General features: G+C 72.0%; 21 protein-coding genes. 9 read left to right on the top strand and 12 right to left on the bottom strand.

Features of this window, described 5'->3' with window-relative positions:
• Positions 1-149: 149 nt before the first annotated feature.
• The 3 genes from IG54_RS0112375 to IG54_RS0112365 form a co-directional block, all read right to left on the bottom strand.
• Complete coding sequence (locus tag IG54_RS0112375; RefSeq protein ID WP_030781459.1) at positions 150-1,007, bottom strand: GNAT family N-acetyltransferase; 858 nt, start codon at positions 1,005-1,007, stop codon at positions 150-152.
• A gap of 114 nt (positions 1,008-1,121) precedes the next feature.
• Positions 1,122-2,396: a CynX/NimT family MFS transporter gene (locus tag IG54_RS0112370; RefSeq protein ID WP_030781456.1), complete on the bottom strand. Its 1,275-nt coding sequence runs from the start codon at positions 2,394-2,396 to the stop codon at positions 1,122-1,124.
• Positions 2,389-3,129, bottom strand: coding sequence for a FadR/GntR family transcriptional regulator (locus tag IG54_RS0112365; RefSeq protein WP_051819455.1), 741 nt, complete (start codon positions 3,127-3,129; stop codon positions 2,389-2,391). The genes IG54_RS0112370 and IG54_RS0112365 overlap by 8 nt, the downstream gene beginning before the upstream one ends.
• A gap of 221 nt (positions 3,130-3,350) precedes the next feature.
• On the opposite strand from IG54_RS0112365, the gene IG54_RS0112360 reads away from it, so the two are divergent.
• Positions 3,351-4,241: a glycoside hydrolase family 19 protein gene (locus IG54_RS0112360; RefSeq protein ID WP_030781450.1), complete on the top strand. Its 891-nt coding sequence runs from the start codon at positions 3,351-3,353 to the stop codon at positions 4,239-4,241.
• 58 nt (positions 4,242-4,299) lie between these two features.
• Here the strand turns inward: IG54_RS0112360 and IG54_RS0112355 are convergent, their stop codons facing one another.
• Both IG54_RS0112355 and IG54_RS0112350 read right to left on the bottom strand, forming a co-directional pair.
• Complete coding sequence (locus tag IG54_RS0112355; RefSeq protein WP_030781447.1) at positions 4,300-4,737, bottom strand: nitroreductase family deazaflavin-dependent oxidoreductase; 438 nt, start codon at positions 4,735-4,737, stop codon at positions 4,300-4,302.
• Positions 4,738-4,766: 29 nt separating this feature from the next.
• Positions 4,767-5,318 (bottom strand): TetR/AcrR family transcriptional regulator, encoded by a 552-nt coding sequence (locus IG54_RS0112350; RefSeq protein ID WP_030781443.1) that lies wholly within the window; start codon positions 5,316-5,318, stop codon positions 4,767-4,769.
• A 208-nt stretch (positions 5,319-5,526) separates the two neighbouring features.
• On the opposite strand from IG54_RS0112350, the gene IG54_RS0112345 reads away from it, so the two are divergent.
• From IG54_RS0112345 to IG54_RS0112335, 3 genes are all read left to right on the top strand, one after another.
• Positions 5,527-6,000, top strand: a complete 474-nt coding sequence (locus IG54_RS0112345) for a DUF1348 family protein (RefSeq protein WP_030781440.1) — start codon at positions 5,527-5,529, stop codon at positions 5,998-6,000.
• A gap of 98 nt (positions 6,001-6,098) precedes the next feature.
• A complete protein-coding gene (locus IG54_RS0112340; protein ID WP_030781437.1) occupies positions 6,099-6,515 on the top strand; it encodes a CBS domain-containing protein in 417 nt (138 codons plus the stop codon).
• A 172-nt stretch (positions 6,516-6,687) separates the two neighbouring features.
• Positions 6,688-8,085, top strand: a complete 1,398-nt coding sequence (locus IG54_RS0112335) for an NADP-dependent succinic semialdehyde dehydrogenase (protein WP_030781435.1) — start codon at positions 6,688-6,690, stop codon at positions 8,083-8,085.
• Between the two features lie 42 nt (positions 8,086-8,127).
• Here the strand turns inward: IG54_RS0112335 and IG54_RS0112330 are convergent, their stop codons facing one another.
• Complete coding sequence (locus tag IG54_RS0112330) at positions 8,128-8,355, bottom strand: DUF5133 domain-containing protein (protein ID WP_030781432.1); 228 nt, start codon at positions 8,353-8,355, stop codon at positions 8,128-8,130.
• Positions 8,356-8,514: 159 nt separating this feature from the next.
• Between IG54_RS0112330 and IG54_RS0112325 the strand changes: the two genes are divergently transcribed.
• From IG54_RS0112325 to IG54_RS0112310, 4 genes are all read left to right on the top strand, one after another.
• Positions 8,515-9,036: a DUF6328 family protein gene (locus IG54_RS0112325; protein ID WP_037896958.1), complete on the top strand. Its 522-nt coding sequence runs from the start codon at positions 8,515-8,517 to the stop codon at positions 9,034-9,036.
• Positions 9,037-9,236: 200 nt separating this feature from the next.
• A complete protein-coding gene (locus tag IG54_RS0112320; RefSeq protein WP_030781426.1) occupies positions 9,237-9,932 on the top strand; it encodes a HemK2/MTQ2 family protein methyltransferase in 696 nt (231 codons plus the stop codon).
• Entirely contained in the window at positions 9,916-10,167 is a 252-nt protein-coding gene (locus tag IG54_RS0112315) for a CDGSH iron-sulfur domain-containing protein (RefSeq protein WP_030781422.1), read from the top strand. Before IG54_RS0112320 ends, IG54_RS0112315 begins: the two co-directional genes overlap by 17 nt.
• Positions 10,164-11,216 carry an iron-containing redox enzyme family protein gene (locus IG54_RS0112310; RefSeq protein WP_030781419.1) on the top strand — a complete coding sequence of 351 codons (1,053 nt, stop codon included), beginning with the start codon at positions 10,164-10,166 and terminating at the stop codon, positions 11,214-11,216. Before IG54_RS0112315 ends, IG54_RS0112310 begins: the two co-directional genes overlap by 4 nt.
• Here IG54_RS0112310 and IG54_RS0112305 read toward each other — a convergent pair.
• The 4 genes from IG54_RS0112305 to IG54_RS0112285 all read right to left on the bottom strand — a co-directional run bounded on the left by IG54_RS0112305 (position 11,189) and on the right by IG54_RS0112285 (position 13,979).
• The gene (locus tag IG54_RS0112305; RefSeq protein ID WP_030781416.1) at positions 11,189-11,872 is read right to left on the bottom strand and encodes a DUF6766 family protein; all 684 of its coding nucleotides are present in this window, start codon (positions 11,870-11,872) and stop codon (positions 11,189-11,191) included. The two genes, IG54_RS0112310 and IG54_RS0112305, sit on opposite strands and share 28 nt — an antisense overlap.
• An 83-nt stretch (positions 11,873-11,955) precedes the next feature.
• Positions 11,956-12,360, bottom strand: a complete 405-nt coding sequence (locus IG54_RS0112295; RefSeq protein WP_234336122.1) for a hypothetical protein — start codon at positions 12,358-12,360, stop codon at positions 11,956-11,958.
• Positions 12,361-12,519: 159 nt separating this feature from the next.
• Positions 12,520-12,939 carry a hypothetical protein gene (locus tag IG54_RS0112290; protein WP_234336121.1) on the bottom strand — a complete coding sequence of 140 codons (420 nt, stop codon included), beginning with the start codon at positions 12,937-12,939 and terminating at the stop codon, positions 12,520-12,522.
• Positions 12,940-13,013: 74 nt separating this feature from the next.
• Entirely contained in the window at positions 13,014-13,979 is a 966-nt protein-coding gene (locus IG54_RS0112285) for an LLM class F420-dependent oxidoreductase (RefSeq protein WP_030781408.1), read from the bottom strand.
• Positions 13,980-14,122: 143 nt separating this feature from the next.
• Here IG54_RS0112285 and IG54_RS0112280 point away from each other — a divergent pair, with 143 nt between their 5' ends.
• Positions 14,123-15,259, top strand: coding sequence for a glutamate--cysteine ligase (locus IG54_RS0112280; RefSeq protein WP_030781405.1), 1,137 nt, complete (start codon positions 14,123-14,125; stop codon positions 15,257-15,259).
• A gap of 75 nt (positions 15,260-15,334) precedes the next feature.
• On the opposite strand, the gene IG54_RS0112275 is transcribed toward IG54_RS0112280, so the two are convergent.
• Both IG54_RS0112275 and IG54_RS0112270 read right to left on the bottom strand, forming a co-directional pair.
• A complete protein-coding gene (locus IG54_RS0112275; RefSeq protein WP_030781403.1) occupies positions 15,335-16,486 on the bottom strand; it encodes a hypothetical protein in 1,152 nt (383 codons plus the stop codon).
• A gap of 171 nt (positions 16,487-16,657) precedes the next feature.
• Positions 16,658-18,274 (bottom strand): class I adenylate-forming enzyme family protein, encoded by a 1,617-nt coding sequence (locus IG54_RS0112270; protein WP_234336119.1) that lies wholly within the window; start codon positions 18,272-18,274, stop codon positions 16,658-16,660.
• Between the last annotated feature and the right edge of the window lie 63 nt (positions 18,275-18,337).

The following is an 18,337-nucleotide window of genomic DNA, read 5'->3' as shown; positions in this document are numbered from 1 at the left end:
GAGATGCAAGGCGGAGGAGGGCGGCAACGCGATGGGGGCGCCCCCTGCTCGAGCGAAGCCGAGAGCTTGGGGGAGTTGTCAACCGACGACAACGCCGCAAATCGGGGTGCCAGACCCCGCGGCCCGCGGCATGATCCGCCGGACAGGCCCTAGCCCAGTTCAAGCGAGGTCACCCCGAAGACCCGGTCCTTGGCGAATTCCCTGGTGGGGCCGGTGTACATGCGGGCCGTGTCGAATGTGGGCTTCATACCGCGGGCCTCGGCCAGCGCGATCGCCTGCGCGTTGGACTCGGGTACGTCCATGGCGACGGGCGCGCCGTCCGCCTCGATGACCAGCGCGTCCAGGAGCGCCTCGGCGTCGGCCCGCGTGTCGGCGAACAGCGGCCCGACGCGCAGGGCGTCCCGGCCCGGCCGCAGCACGCCGTACCCGGTGAGTCTGCCGTCGACGATACGGGCGAGGGCGCGGTGGCCGGGGGCGGCGAGCCAGCTCTCCAGGAACCGCGGCCGGTCCGCGGGCAGGCATGAACCGTCGTACGCCAGAAGCGCTTTCAGGCCCGCGGCCTCGACGGGACGCACGTGCCGGTCCGGCGCGTCGGCGGCGGCGAGCGGGCCGATGTAGCGCAGCGTGCCGTACTCCCGGGCGAAGCCGGAGCGGCGGTAGTTGTCCTGCTGGTCGGGCACGCCGTCCAGGCCCACGGTCCGGCCCCCGGCGTGCGCGAGACCCGCACGCCAGGTGGCGAGGCCGAAACCGCGCCCGCGCCGGTCGGGCCGGACGAGGTAGAAGCCGAGGAAGGCGTAGCTCTCCCCGTAGTTGACCACCGAGACCGCGGAGACGGGCTCGCCGTCGACGCGTCCGATGAAGAAGCCTTCGGGGTCCTGCGCGAAGAACGAGGGGGCGTCGCCGAGGCCGGGGTTCCAGCCCTCGTCCGCCGCCCACCCCGTCACCACACGCCAGTCGTCGAGCGTCGCCGTTGAGACCACGAGTCGCCCGGGGGCCGAATCCGTCATTGCCGCACCCTTCTCGATCCGCCGTGGTGCGCCGTGAGGAAACCGCACCGGGGGCATCCTGCCCGAGCCCGCCTCGAGCGATGCCAGGTCCCCCGGCCCCGGCGCTCGCCCGGCTCAGCCGACGCCCGCCACGTGTTTGTCCCTGGCCGCCCCGAGGCCCACCACGACCTGCGGCACGAGCAGGACGAGCAGCAGGACGAGCGGCACGGTCCAGCTGTGCGACGCGTCGTGGACGGCGCCGAGGACGGTCGGCCCGGTCGCGGCGAGGATGTAGCCGAAGCACTGGGACATGCTGGAGAGCTGGGCGGCGTGCCGGGCGTCGGGCGCGCGCTGCACGATGAACAGCAGCGCGAGGCTGATCGCCGCGCCCTGGCCGAGGCCGAGCAGCGTCATCCAGAGGTAGGCGCCGCCGACCGGCGCGGCGAGCAGGCCCCCGAAGCCGAGCGCGCACAGCGCGGCGCCGAGTGTGGCGAGGGCACCGGAGCGCAGCGGCCGCCCGACGGCCACCGGGGCGAGGAAGGAGCCCGCGATGCCGAGCAGCGAGGAGAAGGAGAGCATCCAGCCCGCGTCGCCCGGCGCCATGCCGGCGTCCTGGAGCACGGTCGGCAGCCACGCGGTCGCCGCGTAGTAGTTGAGGGACTGGAGGCCCATGTACGCGGTGACCTGCCAGGCCAGCGGGGAGCGCCACAGGCCGCGTACGGGATGGGCCGCCTGCCGGGACGCGGCCGCGCCCACCCGCGTACGCGACCGGATCCGCGGCAGCCACACGAGCAGCGCGACGAGCGCGAGCGCGCCCCAACAGGCCAGTGTGGTGCGCCAGTTCATGTCGGTGGCCTGCTGCACGGGCAGCGTGACACCGGCCGCGAGGGCGGCGCCGCCGAACAGTGACATCGAGTAGAGGCCGGTCATGAGGCCGGCCTTCGCGGGGAAGTCGCGCTTGATCAGGCCGGGCAGCAGGACGTTGGCGACGGCGATGCCCGCGCCGATGACGAGGGTGCCCGCGAAGAGCGCGACGACCGAGTCCAGCATGCGCAGCGCCGTGCCCGCGCAGATCAGCGCCATGGTGCCGAACAGGGCGCGCTCCATGCCGAAGCGACGGCCGAGCCGGGGCGCGACGGGGGCGAGGAGGCCGAAGCAGAGCAGCGGCAGCGCGGTGAGCAGGCTGGTGGCGGCGGCCGACATGCCGCTGTCGTCGCGGATGGTGTCGGCGAGCGGGGAGACGGCGACGAGGGCGGGGCGGAGGTTGAGTGCGAGGAGGACGACGCCGAGGGCGAGGTAGAGGGCGCGGCGCCCGGCGACCGCGGACGGCCCCGGGTCCTGGTCCTGGTCTGCCGGTGCGGTGGCGCCGTCCTGGGTGGCCCCGGCGGCGGGCCGTGCCGTCTCACTCATGTGCCGCTCCGGAGTTGTTCGTCTCGGGTTCGGCCTCGTCCAGCGGCTGCTCGCGCAGCGCGGCCATGCCCTCGCCGAGGTGCGCGAGCACCGCGGCCTCGGCGGCCCGGGGGTCGCGCACCTCGATGGCGTCGACGATCGCCTCGTGCGCGTCGAACTGGTGCCGGACCGAGTCCGCCACGGGGGCGGCGACGACCGACTGGAGCGTCTCGCGCAGGGCGTCGCTGAGGTGCCCGTACAGCTCGGCGAGGACGCTGTTGTGCGCCGCGTCGGCGACGGTGCGGTGGAAGGCCATGTCCGCGTCGATGAACGCCGCCGTGTCGCCGCTCTCCCAGGCCTGCCCGCGCTCGGCCAGGGCCGCCCGCAGTGACGCGAGGTCCTCCTGCGTACGGCGCTGCGCGGCATGGCGGGCGGCGTCCCGCTCCAGGCAGGCACGGACCTCGTACGCTTCCAGGACCCCCGCCCTGCGCAGTCTGCGCTGCACGGCCGCGCCGAAGTCGCTGTTCGCCCGCACATAGGTGCCGTCACCCTGGCGCGGCTCCAGCAGGCCCGTGTGTACGAGCGCGCGGACCGCCTCGCGCACGGTGTTGCGGCCCACGGCGAGCTGCTCCACGAGGAGCGGCTCGGCGGGGATCTTCTCGCCGACCTTCCACTCGCCGTCGGAGATCAGGCTCTCCATCTGGGCGATGACCAGGTCGACGAGGTTGGTCCTCGCGGCGCTGCGCAACGGCATCGTCGGCACCTTCCTTCTTGCGTCCACTCCCCCCGTTCCGTCAAACATGGGAACATCCCATGTTTCGGGTGTCAAAACCGCACCGCGGGGCAGGACGCCAGGTTTTACCTTCGCGATTTGGTCTAGACCTTGACAGGTACAGACCACGTTCGCTTGAGTCTCCGGCACCCCCATGACGGCACGGGGCCCATTCCCCCGTCCCGCCCGTAAGGAGACGTCGCATGATCAAACGCATCACCGGCCTCGTGGCCGCACTGGCCGCGGTCGGCACGATGATCGTCCTGGGTCCGGCCGCCGGCTCGGCGTCCGCCGCCGAGTGCGCCTCGCCGTGGAACGCCTCGGCCGTCTACACCGGCGGCAAGTCGGCCTCGTACAACGGGCACAACTGGACGGCCAAGTGGTGGACCCAGAACGAGACGCCGGGCCGCTCCGACGTCTGGGCGGATCAGGGCACCTGCGGTGGCGGCACGGACCCGGGCGACCCCGACCCGGCCGGATTCGTGGTCAGCGAGGCGCAGTTCAACAAGATGTTCCCGAACCGGAACTCCTTCTACACGTACAAGGGCCTGACCGACGCGCTCAAGGCGTATCCGGCCTTCGCCAACACCGGCGGCGACACCGTCGAGCGCCGGGAGGCCGCGGCGTTCCTCGCCAACGTCAGCCACGAGACGGGCGGCCTGGTCCACGTCGTCGAGCAGAACCAGAACAACTACCCGCACTACTGCGACAAGACCCGGCCCTACGGCTGCCCCGCCGGACAGGCCGCCTACTACGGCCGCGGCCCGATCCAGCTCAGCTGGAACTTCAACTACAAGGCGGCGGGCGACGCCCTTGGCATCGACCTCCTGAACAACCCGTACCTGGTGGAGCAGAACCCGTCCATCGCCTGGCAGACGGGCCTTTGGTACTGGAACACCCAGAGCGGACCGGGCACCATGACCCCGCACCACGCCATGGTCAGCGGCGCCGGTTTCGGTGAGACCATCCGCGCGATCAACGGCACCCTGGAGTGCAACGGCGGCAACCCCGCCCAGGTGCAGAGCCGCATCGACCGCTACAAGGCGTTCACCCAGATCCTGGGCACCACGCCGGGCTCGAACCTGAGCTGCTGACGAGCCGACCCACCCGACGGCCAGGCGGGCCTGACGCGCAGTCAGGCCCGCCCGGCTCTCACGCCCGCGGCACCAGCCGGAACACCGGATGGCGTGCCACCTCAGCGGCGAACTCCTCGTCCGACGACTCGGCGGTCACGTCGAAGTAGGCGCGGGTGACCGGCACTTCACGCCAGTACTGGCGCAGCACCGGCACACTCTCCTCAGGGCCCAGCTCGACCACCCCGAGCGTCCGCGATCTGCCGCCCCTACTGAGCCCCACCTCCCCCGCGGCGCGCGCGTTGCGCACCCAGTCGCTCACCCCGTAGGCCGCCACGAGCCAGCGCTCGTCACCGGCCGACATCACATCGACCGGCGTGGAGTACGAACGGCCGGTCTTCCTGCCGCGGACCGTCAGGTTGTACCGGTAGCCCTTGCCGATCCCGAGCCGGGTCATCGTGTGGAACACGCGGTTGATCACGCGCGTACCGGCATTCATGCGATACGTCTTCGCCATCACCCCTCCTTATGTCGAGGGGTCGGAGCTTACGACGCGGCCAGCAACTGCTGCGCACCGCACCGGGCTTGACGTGCCGGTTCGGGCGACCCGGAGATCGCGGCGGCCGTCATGGCGCCTTCCGCGAGCAGGACCAGCGGGCCGACGGTCCGCCCGGACACCCCGGCGGAGGCCACCAGACCGGCGAGGTAGTCGTGGAAGGCGCTCTTGTGTGCCCTGACGGCGTCGGCGACCGCGGGGTCGATCGCCCCCAGCTCTCCGTAGGCGTTGATGAAGGCGCAGCCGCGGAAGTCCGGTTCGGTGAACCATTCGTACAGCCAGTCGTACACCGCGAGGACACGCTCCTCGCCCCGCGGCCGCCCTTCCACGTAGGCGGCGAGGCGGGCCCGCCAGCGGCGGTCGCGCCGGTCGAGGCAGGCCCTGACCAGCTCCGATTTCGACGGGAAGACCTGGTAGAGCCGCTTGAGCGAGACACCGGACGCGGCACGGACCTGGTCCATGCCGACGGCCTGGACGCCGCGTTCGTAGAACAGCCGCTCCGCCGCGTCGAGGAGCCTGGCTTCGGCTTCCGCGAGATCCATCGAGTCTCCGTGCAGGTCAGCGAGTGAGCAGGTCAGCGGGCGTGGTGGCGGTCGAGGTCGGAGAACGTGCGTTCTCCGATGACCCTACTACGAGCCGGGCCACCGCGACCCCATTGCGGGAGAACGCACGTTCTCCTAAGGTGGCCAACCTCGGCGGAGAACGTACGTTCTCCCCCGGGCGTCCCGCGCCGCAGCCCTGGAGGAACACATGAGCACGCCCACCCGGCCCCCCGTACCGCCGTTCACCCGGGAGTCGGCCATCGAGAAGGTCCGCCTCGCCGAGGACGCCTGGAACACCCGTGACCCCGCGAAGGTGGCCCTCGCCTACAGCGCGGACTCCCGCTGGCGCAACCGCGCGGAGTTCGTCGCCGGGCGCGAGGCCATCGTCGCGTTCCTGTCCCGCAAGTGGGCCCGCGAGGTGGACTACCGGCTCGTCAAGGAACTCTGGGCGCACACCGACCACCGCATCGCGGTGCGCTTCGCCTACGAGTGGCACGACGACTCCGGCCAGTGGTACCGCTCGTACGGCAACGAGAACTGGGAGTTCGACGCCGACGGCCTGATGCGCGCACGCCACGCCAGCATCAACGACCTGCCCATCCAGGAGTCGGCCCGCCTGTACCACTGGCCCCTCGGCCGCCGCCCCGACGGCCACCCCGGGCTCACCGACCTCGGTCTGTGAGCCGCCGGGTGTTTTGCCCCTGTGTGCGGGGCACCCGAGCGTGGAGACGGCCCGGGGCGACCGGGCCGGACCGTCCATCGACCGCCAAGGAGGTTCACGTGACCACCGCACGCGACATCATGACTCCGGGCGCCGAATGTGCCGGAGCCGAGGAGACCGTCATGCAGGCGGCCGCCAAGCTCACGGAACTCGACGTCGGGGCCCTGCCCATCTGCGGCACCGACAACCGCCTCAAGGGCGTGATCACCGACCGCGACATCGTGGTGAAGGTCCTCGGCAAGGGCAAGGACCCGTCCAAGGTGCTCGTGGGTGAGCTGGCGCAGAGCGAGGCCGTGACGATCGGCGCGGACGACAGCGTCGACGAGATCTTCGCGACCCTGACGAGCCACAAGGTCCGCCGCCTGCCCGTGATCGACGGGCACTCCCTGGTGGGCATGGTGGCGCTCGCCGACGCCGCCCGCGCGCTCTCCGACCCCAAGGCCGGACAGCTCCTGGAGGCCCTGTCCACCGACTGACGGCCCACCGGCGTCCGGAGCGCGCCGCCCGCGCAGGGACCGCGCGGGCGGCGCGCTCCGCCGCTCCGCATGCCCCCGCGCATGCGCCGACCTAGGGTGGAACGGCGGCAGGCCGGCCACCCCGCTCCACCACACGACCCCGGCCGCGCCAGGCGTCCCGAGGAGGAACGGCATGCCCATCGCCACGGTGAACCCCGCCACCGGAGAGACGCTCGAGACCTTCGAGCCGATCGCGCCCGCGGAGATCGAGCGCCGGCTCGCGGCAGCCCACGCCGCGTACGGCCGCTACCGCACCACCGGATTCGGGGAACGCGCCCGGCTCCTCGGCCGCGCCGCCGACCTCCTGGAGGAGGACTCCGAGAGCGTCGCCCGCACCATGACCACGGAGATGGGCAAGCCCGTCAAGGCGGCCAGGGCCGAGGCGGCGAAGTGCGTCAAGGCCATGCGGTGGTACGCCGAGCACGCGGAGGAACTGCTCGCGGACGAGCACCCCGCACAAGCCGACGTGGAGGACTCCGGCGCGTCCCGGGCCGTCGTCCACTACCGCCCGCTCGGCGTGGTGCTCGCCGTGATGCCGTGGAACTTCCCGCTCTGGCAGGTCGTGCGATTCGTCGCACCCGCCCTGATGGCGGGCAACGTCGGCCTGCTCAAGCACGCCTCGAACGTGCCGAGGACGGCCCTGTACCTGGAAGACCTCTTCCGCCGGGCCGGATTCCCCGAGGGCTGCTTCCAGACACTGCTCGTCGGCTCGGACGCCGTCGAGACCATCCTGCGCGACGACCGGGTGGCCGCCGCGACGCTGACCGGCAGCGAGCCCGCCGGCCGCTCGGTGGCGTCCGTCGCGGGCGACGAGATCAAGAAGACCGTCCTGGAACTCGGCGGCAGCGACCCGTACGTAGTACTGGCGAGCGCCGACGTGGAGCGCGCCGCACGGACCGCGGTGACCGCCCGCGTGCAGAACAACGGACAGTCCTGCATCGCCGCCAAGCGCTTCATCGTGCACACCGACGTCTACGACGCCTTCCGGGAGCGATTCGTCGCCGGGATGCGGGAGTTGACCGTCGGCGACCCGCTGAGCGAGGAGACCGACGTCGGCCCGCTCTCCAGCGAGCAGGGGCGGGACGATCTGGAGGAACTCGTCGACGACGCGCTCGGCCTCGGCGCGACCGCGCTGTGCGGCGGCCAGCGCCCCAAGGAGCAGGAACGGGGCTGGTACTACTCCCCCACCGTCCTCGCGGACATCACCCCGCGGATGCGGATCCACCGGGAGGAGACGTTCGGGCCGGTGGCCACGCTCTACCGCGTGGCGGACCTGGACGAGGCGGTGGCGCTCGCCAACGACACGCCGTTCGGCCTCAGTTCGAACGTGTGGACCCGCGACGACGCCGACGTCGCGCGCTGCGTACGGGACCTCCAGGCGGGCGGCGTCTTCTTCAACGGCATGACGGCCTCCCACCCCGGCCTGCCCTTCGGCGGCATCAAGCGCTCCGGCTACGGACGGGAGCTGTCGGGACACGGCATCCGCGAGTTCTGCAACGCCACGACCGTCTGGTACGGCCCGGCCGAGTAGACCGGGCCGTACGGAGAGAAGGACGCCGACGGACGGACCGGCTCAGGCGGACAGCAGCGAGTCGTCCATGACCCTGGCCCCCGGCAGCCGATGGCTGGCTGCCACCAGCGCCGCGTCGACATCGCTGGTGCCGGTGGCCACGCACAGGCTGTACGCGATGTCCTCGAACTCCTGGCGGGCTGCGGCGCTTCCCTGGTCGGCGCGCAGCACCGCCAAGGCCTTGTAGCGCTCGACCAGGTCTTCCAGCACGGCGGGATGTGCCAGCAGCACGGGGCCCTCCCTCATGTGTGGGGTACAACGTTTTTTCAGCGAGCCGTCTGCCCGGCATCATCCGGTCGAATCACCCGCACCACGATCATTTGCGCGGTGGGTGACCACTCGCGATCACTCAGATTGTTGTTTGTGTGAATGCTGGGCAGACTCGGTGTCGTGAACGCGTCGAACAGTAAGTGTGCTGAGGAGCCCGGGGCCGGGCACGGAGACGACGGTCGCCGCGAGACGGAGAGCGAGCGCGCCGACCGCCAGTGGACCGAGCTGATCCAGGAAGTACGGGTGGCCCAGACCGGCGTACAGATCCTGTTCGGCTTCCTCCTCACCGTGGTGTTCACACCACACTTCCAGGAGCTGGGCGACACCGACCGGATGATCTACATCGTGACGGTGATCCTCGGCTCGACCACCACGGGCGCCCTCATCGGCCCCGTCTCCTTCCACCGCATCGTCTCCGGGCGCCGGATCAAGCCGCAGGCGGTGGTGTGGGCGTCCCGGCTGACCTTCATCGGTCTGATCCTGCTCCTCGCCACCCTGACGTCCGCGCTGACCCTGGTGCTGCGGGTCGCCACCGACAACTCCGTGGTGCCCTGGCTGGTCGCCGGTGTCGTCGCCTGGTACGTGCTGTTCTGGTTCGCGCTGCCCGCCTGGGCCAGGCACCGCCACACGTCGGCGAAGTGAGCGTCGTACGCACATCCGAACGCGCCAGGTGTGGATCAGTACCGCCCGGGCACTCAGTGTCAGGAGAAACGCAGGAAGCTATCCGCACAGTTCGTGACAAGTCACCACCCGTGATGCCTCAAGTGGTGGCCGGTGGCGAACCGGCGGACCGTGGAAGGAGGAGCGCCCCTCGTGGAGTTCCCACAGACGGGAGATGCCGCATGACCACGCAGACGCGGACGTCGACACCGCCGCCGGTCCGCCCGGCCCATCTGCTCGCCCTGCCGGGCGTCTACGCCCCGCAGCACGACACCGAACTCCTGACCCGCGCCCTGCACCGCGAGGCCATCGGCCCCGGCACGTCGGTCCTGGACCTCGGCACCGGCACCGGAGCGCTCGCCGTCGCGGCGGCGCGGCGCGGGGCCCGGGTGACGGCCGTGGACATCTCCTGGCGGGCCGTGCTGACCGCTCGCCTCAACGCACGCCTGGCCGGGCAGTCGGTGACCGTGCGCCACGGCGATCTGGCCGCCGCGGCCCCGAAGGGCCCCTACGACCTGCTGGTCAGCAATCCGCCGTACGTGCCCTCTCCTTCCCCCCTGCTCCCCCGGCGCGGCGCCGCGCGGGCGTGGGACGGCGGTCCGGCCGGGCGGGCGGTCGTGGACCGTGTCTGTGACGCGGCCCCCCACGCCCTGCGTCCGGGCGGTGTCCTGCTGATGGTGCACTCCGCGCTGTGCGGCGTGGACGCCACACTCGACCGGCTCACCTGGCTGGGGCTCGACGCCAAGGTCACGGACAGGCGGTTCATCCCGTTCGGGCCCGTCCTGCGCTCCCGCCGGGCCTGGCTGCGCCGACGCAACCTCCTCGGCGACGACGACACCCACGAGGAACTGGTGGTCATCCGTGCCGTACTCCGCTGACCGTCCCCGCCGCGTCACGGTCGACCCCGACGGGCCCCTGCTGGTGGAAGGCCCGGTCGAGGTGGTCGGCGACGACGGCACCGTCTTCGCCTCGCGGCGCTTCACGGTCGCGATCTGCACCTGCCGCCGCAGCCGTACGTATCCGTGGTGCGACACCAGCCACCGCCGCCGGGTCAAGCCCGACGGCGGGCGTACGCGCACGACGGACTCCCGCGAAACGGACCCCACCTCATGACGGCCCCCGTCGAATCCCGTCTGCACAGCCCCGAACTCCCCGAATGCCGCGGCGAGTTGTCCTGCGGCGTGGCCGCCGCGCTGCTGCGCGACGAGCCCATCGCGGCTCTCGCGCAGAGGGTGGCGAGCGCGGACCCGTACGGCGAAGACCTCCAGCTCGCTCTCTACGTCCTGTACGAACTCCACTACCAGGGCTTTCGAGGTGTGGCCGACGAACGCGAGTGGGACCCGGAGCTGCTGGGCCTGCGGCACGCCTTGGAGCAGCGGTTCCTGGGCGCCCTGCGGGCCGATGTGCCCTCGGGCGCCGGCGCCGAACAGGCGCTGGCCGCGCTGCTGGTGGAGCCCGTCGGGCACGACGATACGAGCGTCAGCCACCACCTCCTGCGCGACGGGGAGCTGTGGCAGCTCAGGGAGTACGCGGCACTGCGCTCCCTCTACCACCTGAAGGAGGCCGACCCGCACGCGTGGGTCATCCCGCGGCTGCACGGCCGGGCCAAGGCGGCGATGGTGGCCATCGAGTTCGACGAGTTCGGTGCCGGGCGGGCCGAGGAGATCCACGCCCGCCTCTTCGCCGACCTCATGGCGGACCTGGGGCTTGAGACGGCCTACGGCCACTACGCCGACGCGGCCCCCGCCGAGGCCCTCGCCCCCGTGAACCTCATGTCGCTGTTCGGTCTGCATCGCGCGCTCCGCGGCGCGCTGGTCGGCCACTTCGCGTCCGTCGAGGTGACTTCCTCACCCGGCTCGCGCCGGCTCGCCGCGGCGCTGCGCCGTACCGGCGCGGGACCCGCCGCCCAGCGGTTCTACGACGAACACGTGGAGGCGGACGCCGTGCACGAGCAGGTGGTGCGCCGGGATGTCGTCGGCGGGCTCCTGGCCGCCGAGCCGGCGCTCGACGCCGATGTGGCCTTCGGCGTCGAGGCCACCGGGTTCCTGGAGGACCGCCTCGCGGCACGGCTGCTGGCCGCCTGGCGGCAGGGCCGCAGTGCGCTGCGCGAGCCCCTGGCCCCTCAGCCCTCGGCTCAGCCCTCGACGCCGGTCGCCTCGTGAGAGGAGCCCACCGGCTTCGACTCGGGTGAGCCGCGCTGGCGCAGATAGACGGAGAAGATGGCCATCGACCCGACGGCGAGCAGCTCGGACTGCCAGTTCTGGAGGGTGCGGGCCCAGAAGCCGGCGGCGCCCAGGTACGCGAACCAGCTGATGGGGGCTTGGAGTTCACGCAGGTGCTGTTCGTTGTACGCGGCTACGCCGGTCACGGACTGCGCCAGCCAGGAGAGCAGGAACAGGGTGCACATGAGGGTGCCGAGCGAGCGGGAGTACCAGACCTGACGCGCCCCTCCGGCGGACGCCCAGCGCGGCGAATACGGCTTCGCGTACTTCCCGGTCTTCTGCTCCGCGTCCGACTCCGGTCCCGCCTTGTGGAGTTCCTTGGACTCGGGGGAACCGCGCTGGAGCAGCCAGACCGTGCCGAAGATGTAGAGGAAGAACTGGAGGTACTCGGACTGCCAGTTCTCCGTCACGTCCACGGCGAAGTCGGAGCTGAGCAGGTAGCCGCCGAAGCTCAGCGGCTGTAGGTCCTCGGCGATCAGCTGGTTGTTGAAGTCCGCGTGCCCGGCGATGGCCTGTCCGGCCAGGGAGAGGAGGAAGCCCGCGCCGAACACCAGCGTCAGACTGTTGTCGCGCAGAAAGCTCCGGTCCCGGGTCACCGCTGCATCAGCCCCAGCGCCATGCAGTAGGCGAGCCCTCCGGCCACCATCACCAGATACGCCGTGAACAAGGTCCGCATCCGTCAACCGCCTTTGATCAGACACTGGTACGGCTTCTCGGGGCGCGCGGTGCAGCCCGCGGCCGTGATCTTCCAGCCGCCGGGGAACGTCGACAGGAAGAGCGTGTCCCGGTCGGTCACCACGCGTGCCTGGTGCCCGTACACATCGACCCTGCGCACCTTCTCCCCCGGCCGCAGGCCCACCTCGGGCAGGGCTCGCACGCAGGGCAGTTCGGCGGACTGTTCCAGTTCGTCGCGGGTTCCGGGGGCGAGCGCCGCGCAGCCGCGCGTGGTGTCCGCCGCGCGCAGGCTCGCCACGAAGCGGGACGCGGCCCCGGCCGCGCCGTTCTCCCGCGCGTCGACGCCGCCGCAGGCGGTCAGTGCGGCGAGCACCACCACCACGACCGGACCCGACCTGATCACACGCACCCGTTCTGCTCTCCTTCGCGGCCGCCGGTTCAGGGGCAACGCACCGGGCGCGAGTCCGCCGGGTGCGAGCATCGTCCGCCACGATGCCCGCACACCGGCGCGACGAGCGGCACCCCCGCGTGCGACACGCGGGGGTGCGTCCGATCGGGCCGCGGCCGCTCAGGCTCGCTCGCGGGCCTCGCCGTGCTCGGCGCCGGTCAGGCGCAGCTGCACCTGGATCTCCTGGTCGCCGGAGACCGTGCCCTTGGCGGTGACGGCGAACGCGGAATCGAGTGCCGCGCGCACCCGCTCCACCGCCACCGGACCGCCTTGCAGATCGGCGGTGACGGAGCCCGCGAGCAGGACGCCCGCACCGGGTTCGGGGGTGCGGGAGGCACGGAAGGCGCCGGTCCAGACGGCGGGGTCCGAGCTGCCCGTCTGGGTCGGGGCGTCGTCTCCGCGGTCGGACGGGAAGTGGTCGCGCAGCACGGTGAATACGGTGTCCGCGTCGGCCGCCGAGCACTCGCCGAGCACGACTTGCACCACGTCTGGGGAGTCGGGCCGGGAAGTGGGGGAGGCCGGGTTGGGTGTGTCGTTCACGCTGACTCTCTCCGGTGGTTGCTGGTGCCTTACGGGGTCCCGGGTACCCGAAGGGGCCGCGGGTATCCGGTGTGTCAGAGGTCGCGCAGCGCGGGCAGCAGGGTCTTCTCGGCCCAGTCGATGAAGGGGCGCTGGTGGTCGCCGCCCACCTGGACGAGGGCGACCTCCGTGAAGCCCGCCTCGGCGAAGGGGCGTACGGCCTCGACGAAGTCGTCGACGTTGTCGCCGCAGGGGATCTGCTCCGCGATGTCCTGCGGGGTCACGAACTGGGTGGCGCCCGCGAAGCCCGAGGGTCCCGGCAGCTCGGAGTTGACCGGCCAGCCGCCGACGGACCAGCGGAACTGGTCGTGGGCGCGGGCGATCGCCGCGTCCTTGTCGGTGTCGAAGCAGACGGGCAGCTGGCCGACGCGGGGCTTGCCGCCACCGCCGTGCCGGTCGAAGGAGTCGAGCAGCTCGGCCTTGGGCTCGGTCGCGATGACGAGGTCGGCGAGGCGCCCGGCCAGGGAGCAGGACCGTCCGCCGGAGACCGCGACACCGATGGGTGGCAGCTCGTCGGGCAGGTCCCACAGACGGGCGTTCGACACGTCGAAGTGGGTGCCCTGGTGGTTCACGTTCCCACCGGCGAAGAGCGCGCGGATGATCTCGATCGCCTCTTCGAGCATGTCGAGGCGGGTCTGCGGGGAGGGCCAGCCCGCGCCGACCACGTGTTCGTTGAGATTCTCGCCCGAGCCGAGGCCGAGCCGGAAGCGGCCTTCGGACAGGAGCTGCATCGTGGCCGCCTTCTGCGCCACCACGGCGGGGTGGTAGCGGACCGTCGGGCAGGTCACGTACGTCATCAGCGGGATCCGCGAGGTCGCCTGCGCGGCGGCGCCGAGCACACTCCACGCATAAGGGGAGTGTCCCTGGGAATCGAGCCAGGGGAAGTAGTGGTCCGAGGTCACGGAGAAGTCGAAGCCCGCGCGCTCCGCGGCGACCAGATCCTCGACCAGGGCGCGGGGCCCGGCCTGCTCAGTCATCATTGTGTAGCCGATTTGCACCATAAACCATCGGTTTGCCGAAATGCTCCAGCTGAAACCTCCGGCAGGTCCCGGGGCACCGAAAGCGGCTGCGAGCCCGGCATCCGGGTACTTGGACCACGGTGGCATCCGCCGCCCATAGATGGCACTGAGAGAGGCGATGTCGGTTGCGCACTGTAGGAGTGGAGGAGGAGCTTCTCCTCATCGACCGTGAGAGCGGCGAACCCCGGGCCCTGTCCTCGGCCGTCCTGGCCCGAGCCGCCAAGGACGCCGCGGGTCCCCCCGGCGCCGAGCGGCACGCGGACGACTACCGCGACCCCGAGGAGGAGACGTTCGAGAAGGAGTTGCAGGGCCAGCAGCTGGAGTTCGCCACACAGCCGCGGACGGGCATGGACAGCCTCATGGAGGAGATCGTCCGTTGGCGCTCGGAGGCGGCACGGCACGCGGGCGACCTGGGGGCGACGGTCGCCGCGCTCGCGACCTCTCCCCTGCCCGTCAGCCCCTCGGTCAACGTGGGCAGCCGCTACCAGTGGATGGAGGAGCAGTTCGGGCTCACCACCCAGGAACAGCTGACCTGCGGCTGCCACGTCCATGTCTCCGTCGACTCGGACGACGAGGGCGTGGCCGTGCTCGACCGGATCCGCCCGTGGCTCTCGACCCTGGTGGCGCTGAGCGCCAACTCGCCCTACTGGCAGGGCAACGACAGCCGGTACAGCAGCTACCGCAGCCGGGTGTGGGGGCGCTGGCCGATGGCGGGCCCGACGCAGATCTTCGGTTCCGCCGCGCGGTACGAGGAGCAGGTCGAGGACATGGTGGCCACCGGGGTGCTGCGCGACCGCGGCATGATCTACTTCGACGCCCGGCTGTCCCACCGCTACCCCACCGTCGAGATCAGGGTCGCGGACGTGTGCCTGGAGGCGTCCACCACCGTGCTGATCGCGGCCCTCGCGCGGGCGCTGGTCGAGACGGCCGCCCGGGAGTGGCGCGCGGGGAGTCCGCCGCCCGCGCACGACGTCAGCCTGCTGCGCCTCGCCGCCTGGCGGGCCGCTCGGTCCGGCCTCGAGGACTCCCTGCTGGACCCCGTGACCATGCGGCCCGCGCCCTGCGGGGAGGTGATGGCGGGGCTCCTGGATCACGTGCGGGACGCCCTGGAGGAGGCCGGCGACCTGGACATGGTCCGGAAGAGGATGGCCGACCTGCTGGAGCACGGCACCGGAGCCCGCGTCCAGCGGCAGCTCCTGGACCGGACGGGCAGCCTGAGCGCCATGGTCGCGGAGTGCGCGCGCCGCACTCAGGCGACGTGAGGGCGGCGCGGGGGTAAGGGCGTCAGGGCCGCCCGTGCCCGGTGGCACGGGCGTGAGGCTTCCAGGACCGGCGCTCTACTTGTGCGGGTCCCGGAAGCGATGGAACGCCTTGGTGAGGGCGCTCAGCGGCGATGCCTCCGGCTTGGCGGGCCCCGGCACGGGCGGCCGGGACGCGGTGTCGCCGCCGCCCGCTTCGTTCAGCGCTGCCATCGCCGCCTCGGCCGCCTCCTGGTACAGGTCGCGGGATTTCGTCATGGCGTCGAGCGCCTCGGCGTACTTGGCGACCATGGCCTGGGCGTGCACCAGCTCCTCGTCCGGCGTGAGCAGGTGCCAGCCCTGGCGCAGCCGCGTCAGGGCCTGCTCGGCGTCGGCCGGCAGCGGGCGCGGCAGCGCGGCGAACTCCTTGATCCTGTCGAGGAGTTCGGTCGGTTCCGAGCCGTCGAGAAAGACGTTGCGGACCGTGAAGCGCTCGGCGTCGTACTCCTGTCCCTGCGGCGCCACGGGCAGGATGACGGCGCCGCCGCGCGGCATCCGCACGCTCAGCTCGCGCTTCATCGCGAAGTCGGCGATCTGCGCCTGCTCCGGCGTGCCCCGGTGCTCGACCACGCGGTGTCGCAGGCTCGGCGGCAGGAACGTGGAGACCGGCTGCTGCCCCGCCGCGTCGGGTGTCATCGCCTCGTGCACGACGACATGGATGAACCAGCTGAGCCGGGTGCAGTCCCGCAGCAGGTGGCGCAGTTCGTCGTCGTCCTTCGGCAGGTGGTTCGTCGACCGCAGGCGCAGATCCGCGACGGTGTCGTGGTCCCAGGGGACCCGGTCGCTGTCGGGCCAGAACATGGTGGCGGGCGAGGGCCAGCGCGCGTCCCACGCCCGCTCCGCCTCGGCGGCGAGGACCCAGGTGACGCCCTCGCCCTCCTTGCGGCGGGTCTCCGGGTCGTACGTGGTCAGCTGTGCGCGGACCGTGACGTCGTCGGCGACGCGCCAGCGGGCCTCGAAGAGACGGCGGGCCGAGGGGCCCGGGTCCGCGGTCTCGTCCCGCGGGTGCAGGACGGTGGAGCGGGCCGCCTCGACGGGGTCGAGGTCCAGGAAGTCGTCGAGCACCCCGGCCGCCTTGAGGGCGATCAGGTTGCGCCGGACATCCTGCTCGGGCTCGGGCCCGAGGTGGCGCCCGCGCCCCAGCCACGCGGTGTCGGGGACGGTGGTCGAGGAGGTGCTGTTCTTGGCCATGGAGTCGTTCTGTGGGCGATCAGGACGTGACCAGTATGGTGCGTCGGGCCGTCGATGGAAGCCGTATGGGGTGCACGGTCTCACTCGGCCCGCCCGCGGGGCCCGTGCGGGCGGCCGACTGACAGGACATCGCCGCCGCCCTGCGGATCGCCGACAGCCGACCTCAGAGGCTCAACGCTCCGTGCTCGTCCACGCCGCCCTCAGCGCCTTCTTGTCCACCTTGCCGACCTTGGTCGTCGGCAGTCGGTCGAGCAGGACCGTCCTGCGGGGCGTGTACAGCTCTCCCAGCTCGGCGGTCACCGCCGCGCCGACCGTGTCCGGATCGACGTCGGCGTCCTCGGCGGTGGCCAGGAAGATCTGCACGGCCTCCCCGTACTCCTCGTCCGGCACGCCGAGCGCCGCCGCGTTGCGCACCCCGGGCAGGGTGAGCAGGAAGTCCTCAAGGACCCGGGAGTAGACGTTGTCACTGGTGCTGCCGGTGACGATGATGTCCTTGGCCCGGTCGACGAGATAGAGGTAGCCCTCGGCGTCGAGGTAGCCCATGTCCCCCGTGCGCAGCCAGCCGTCGCGCAGCGCCTCCGCCGTGCGCGACGGGTCCTCGTAGTAGCCGAGCATCACCGTCTCACCCCGGACGCACACCTCGCCGACCTGCCTGGCGGGCAACGCCTCCGTGCTGTCCTCACCACGGATCTCGATCTCGACGTCGGATATCGCGCGACCGCAGCTGCGCCACAGCTCGGGCCGATCGGCTCCCTTCGCGGCGAGGTCCTCGGCGCCGAACGCGGTGATGCCGAGCGCCTCCGACTGTCCGTAGCCCTGGCTGAGCACCGGCCCGAAGACCTCGACGGCCTGCTGGAGCCGGCTCGGCGAGGAGGCCGCGCCGCCGACGACGATCCGCCGCAGCGCGGGGAGAGCGCCCGGCTCGCACTCCGGGTGATCGAGGAGCGCGTACAGCATCGGCGGTACGAACATGGTGGCGGTGATCCGCTCCTCGCGCAGCACCGCGAGCGCCGCGCCCGCGTCGAACTCGGGCAGCACGACGAGGGTGGCCCCCGTCACCAGCGCCTGGATCGACGTGAGGTGGCCACTGCCGTGGGTGAGCAGGGTGGCGGCGAGCACCCGGTCCGTCTCCGGGTCCATGGCCGGGAAGACCGAGGGGCCGGACTCCCGCGGGTCGTCCACCGCCAGGTCCACGAGCGTGTCGTACAGCCGGCGGCTGTGCGCGGCGAGCTTGGGGCGGCCCAGGGTGCCGCCGGTGTAGAGGACCGTGACGGCTTCGTCCGCGCCCGGTGCGGGTACGCCGTCGGGGCGCTCGGCGGGGCACTCGGCCGCGAGGGCCAGCAGGTCCGCGCACCCCTGCTCACAGGGCCCGAGGCCGAGCAGCATGGGGGCGTGGCTGCTGCGGCCCGCCGCGTCGGCGGCCCGCCGCGCGAAGAGCGGGTCGGTGACCACGGCACGCGCCCGGGACTGCTCGACCAGCGCGGCCAGCTCACTCGGGCCGGGCTCGGGCGGCAGGAACACGACCCGGCAGCCGATGAGATGGACGGCGAGCTGTACCAGGACGGAGTCCACGCGGTTGGCCAAAAACAGGCCCACGCCGTCGCCGGGCGCGAGCCCCTGCCGGCGCAGCGCGTGTCCCAGCCGGAAGAGCCGCCGCCGAGCCTCTCCCCGGGTCAGCCGCTGCGCACCCTGGACGAGCGCCTCGGCGTCCTCGTCCTCGTGCCAGTGTTCCAGGACGCGGTCCACGTACGTCCGGGCCGGGGAGGTTTGCTGTGCGTTAACGATCATGGGCACATGCAAACATGCCGCTCAGGATCGGTGACCCGACAGGGGGCGGCTTCGGCCATCGGT

The organism is Streptomyces sp. NRRL S-920, from assembly GCF_000717945.1.
Classification (GTDB): domain Bacteria; phylum Actinomycetota; class Actinomycetes; order Streptomycetales; family Streptomycetaceae; genus Streptomyces; species Streptomyces alboniger.
This window is presented reverse-complemented; position numbering and strand designations above follow the sequence as displayed.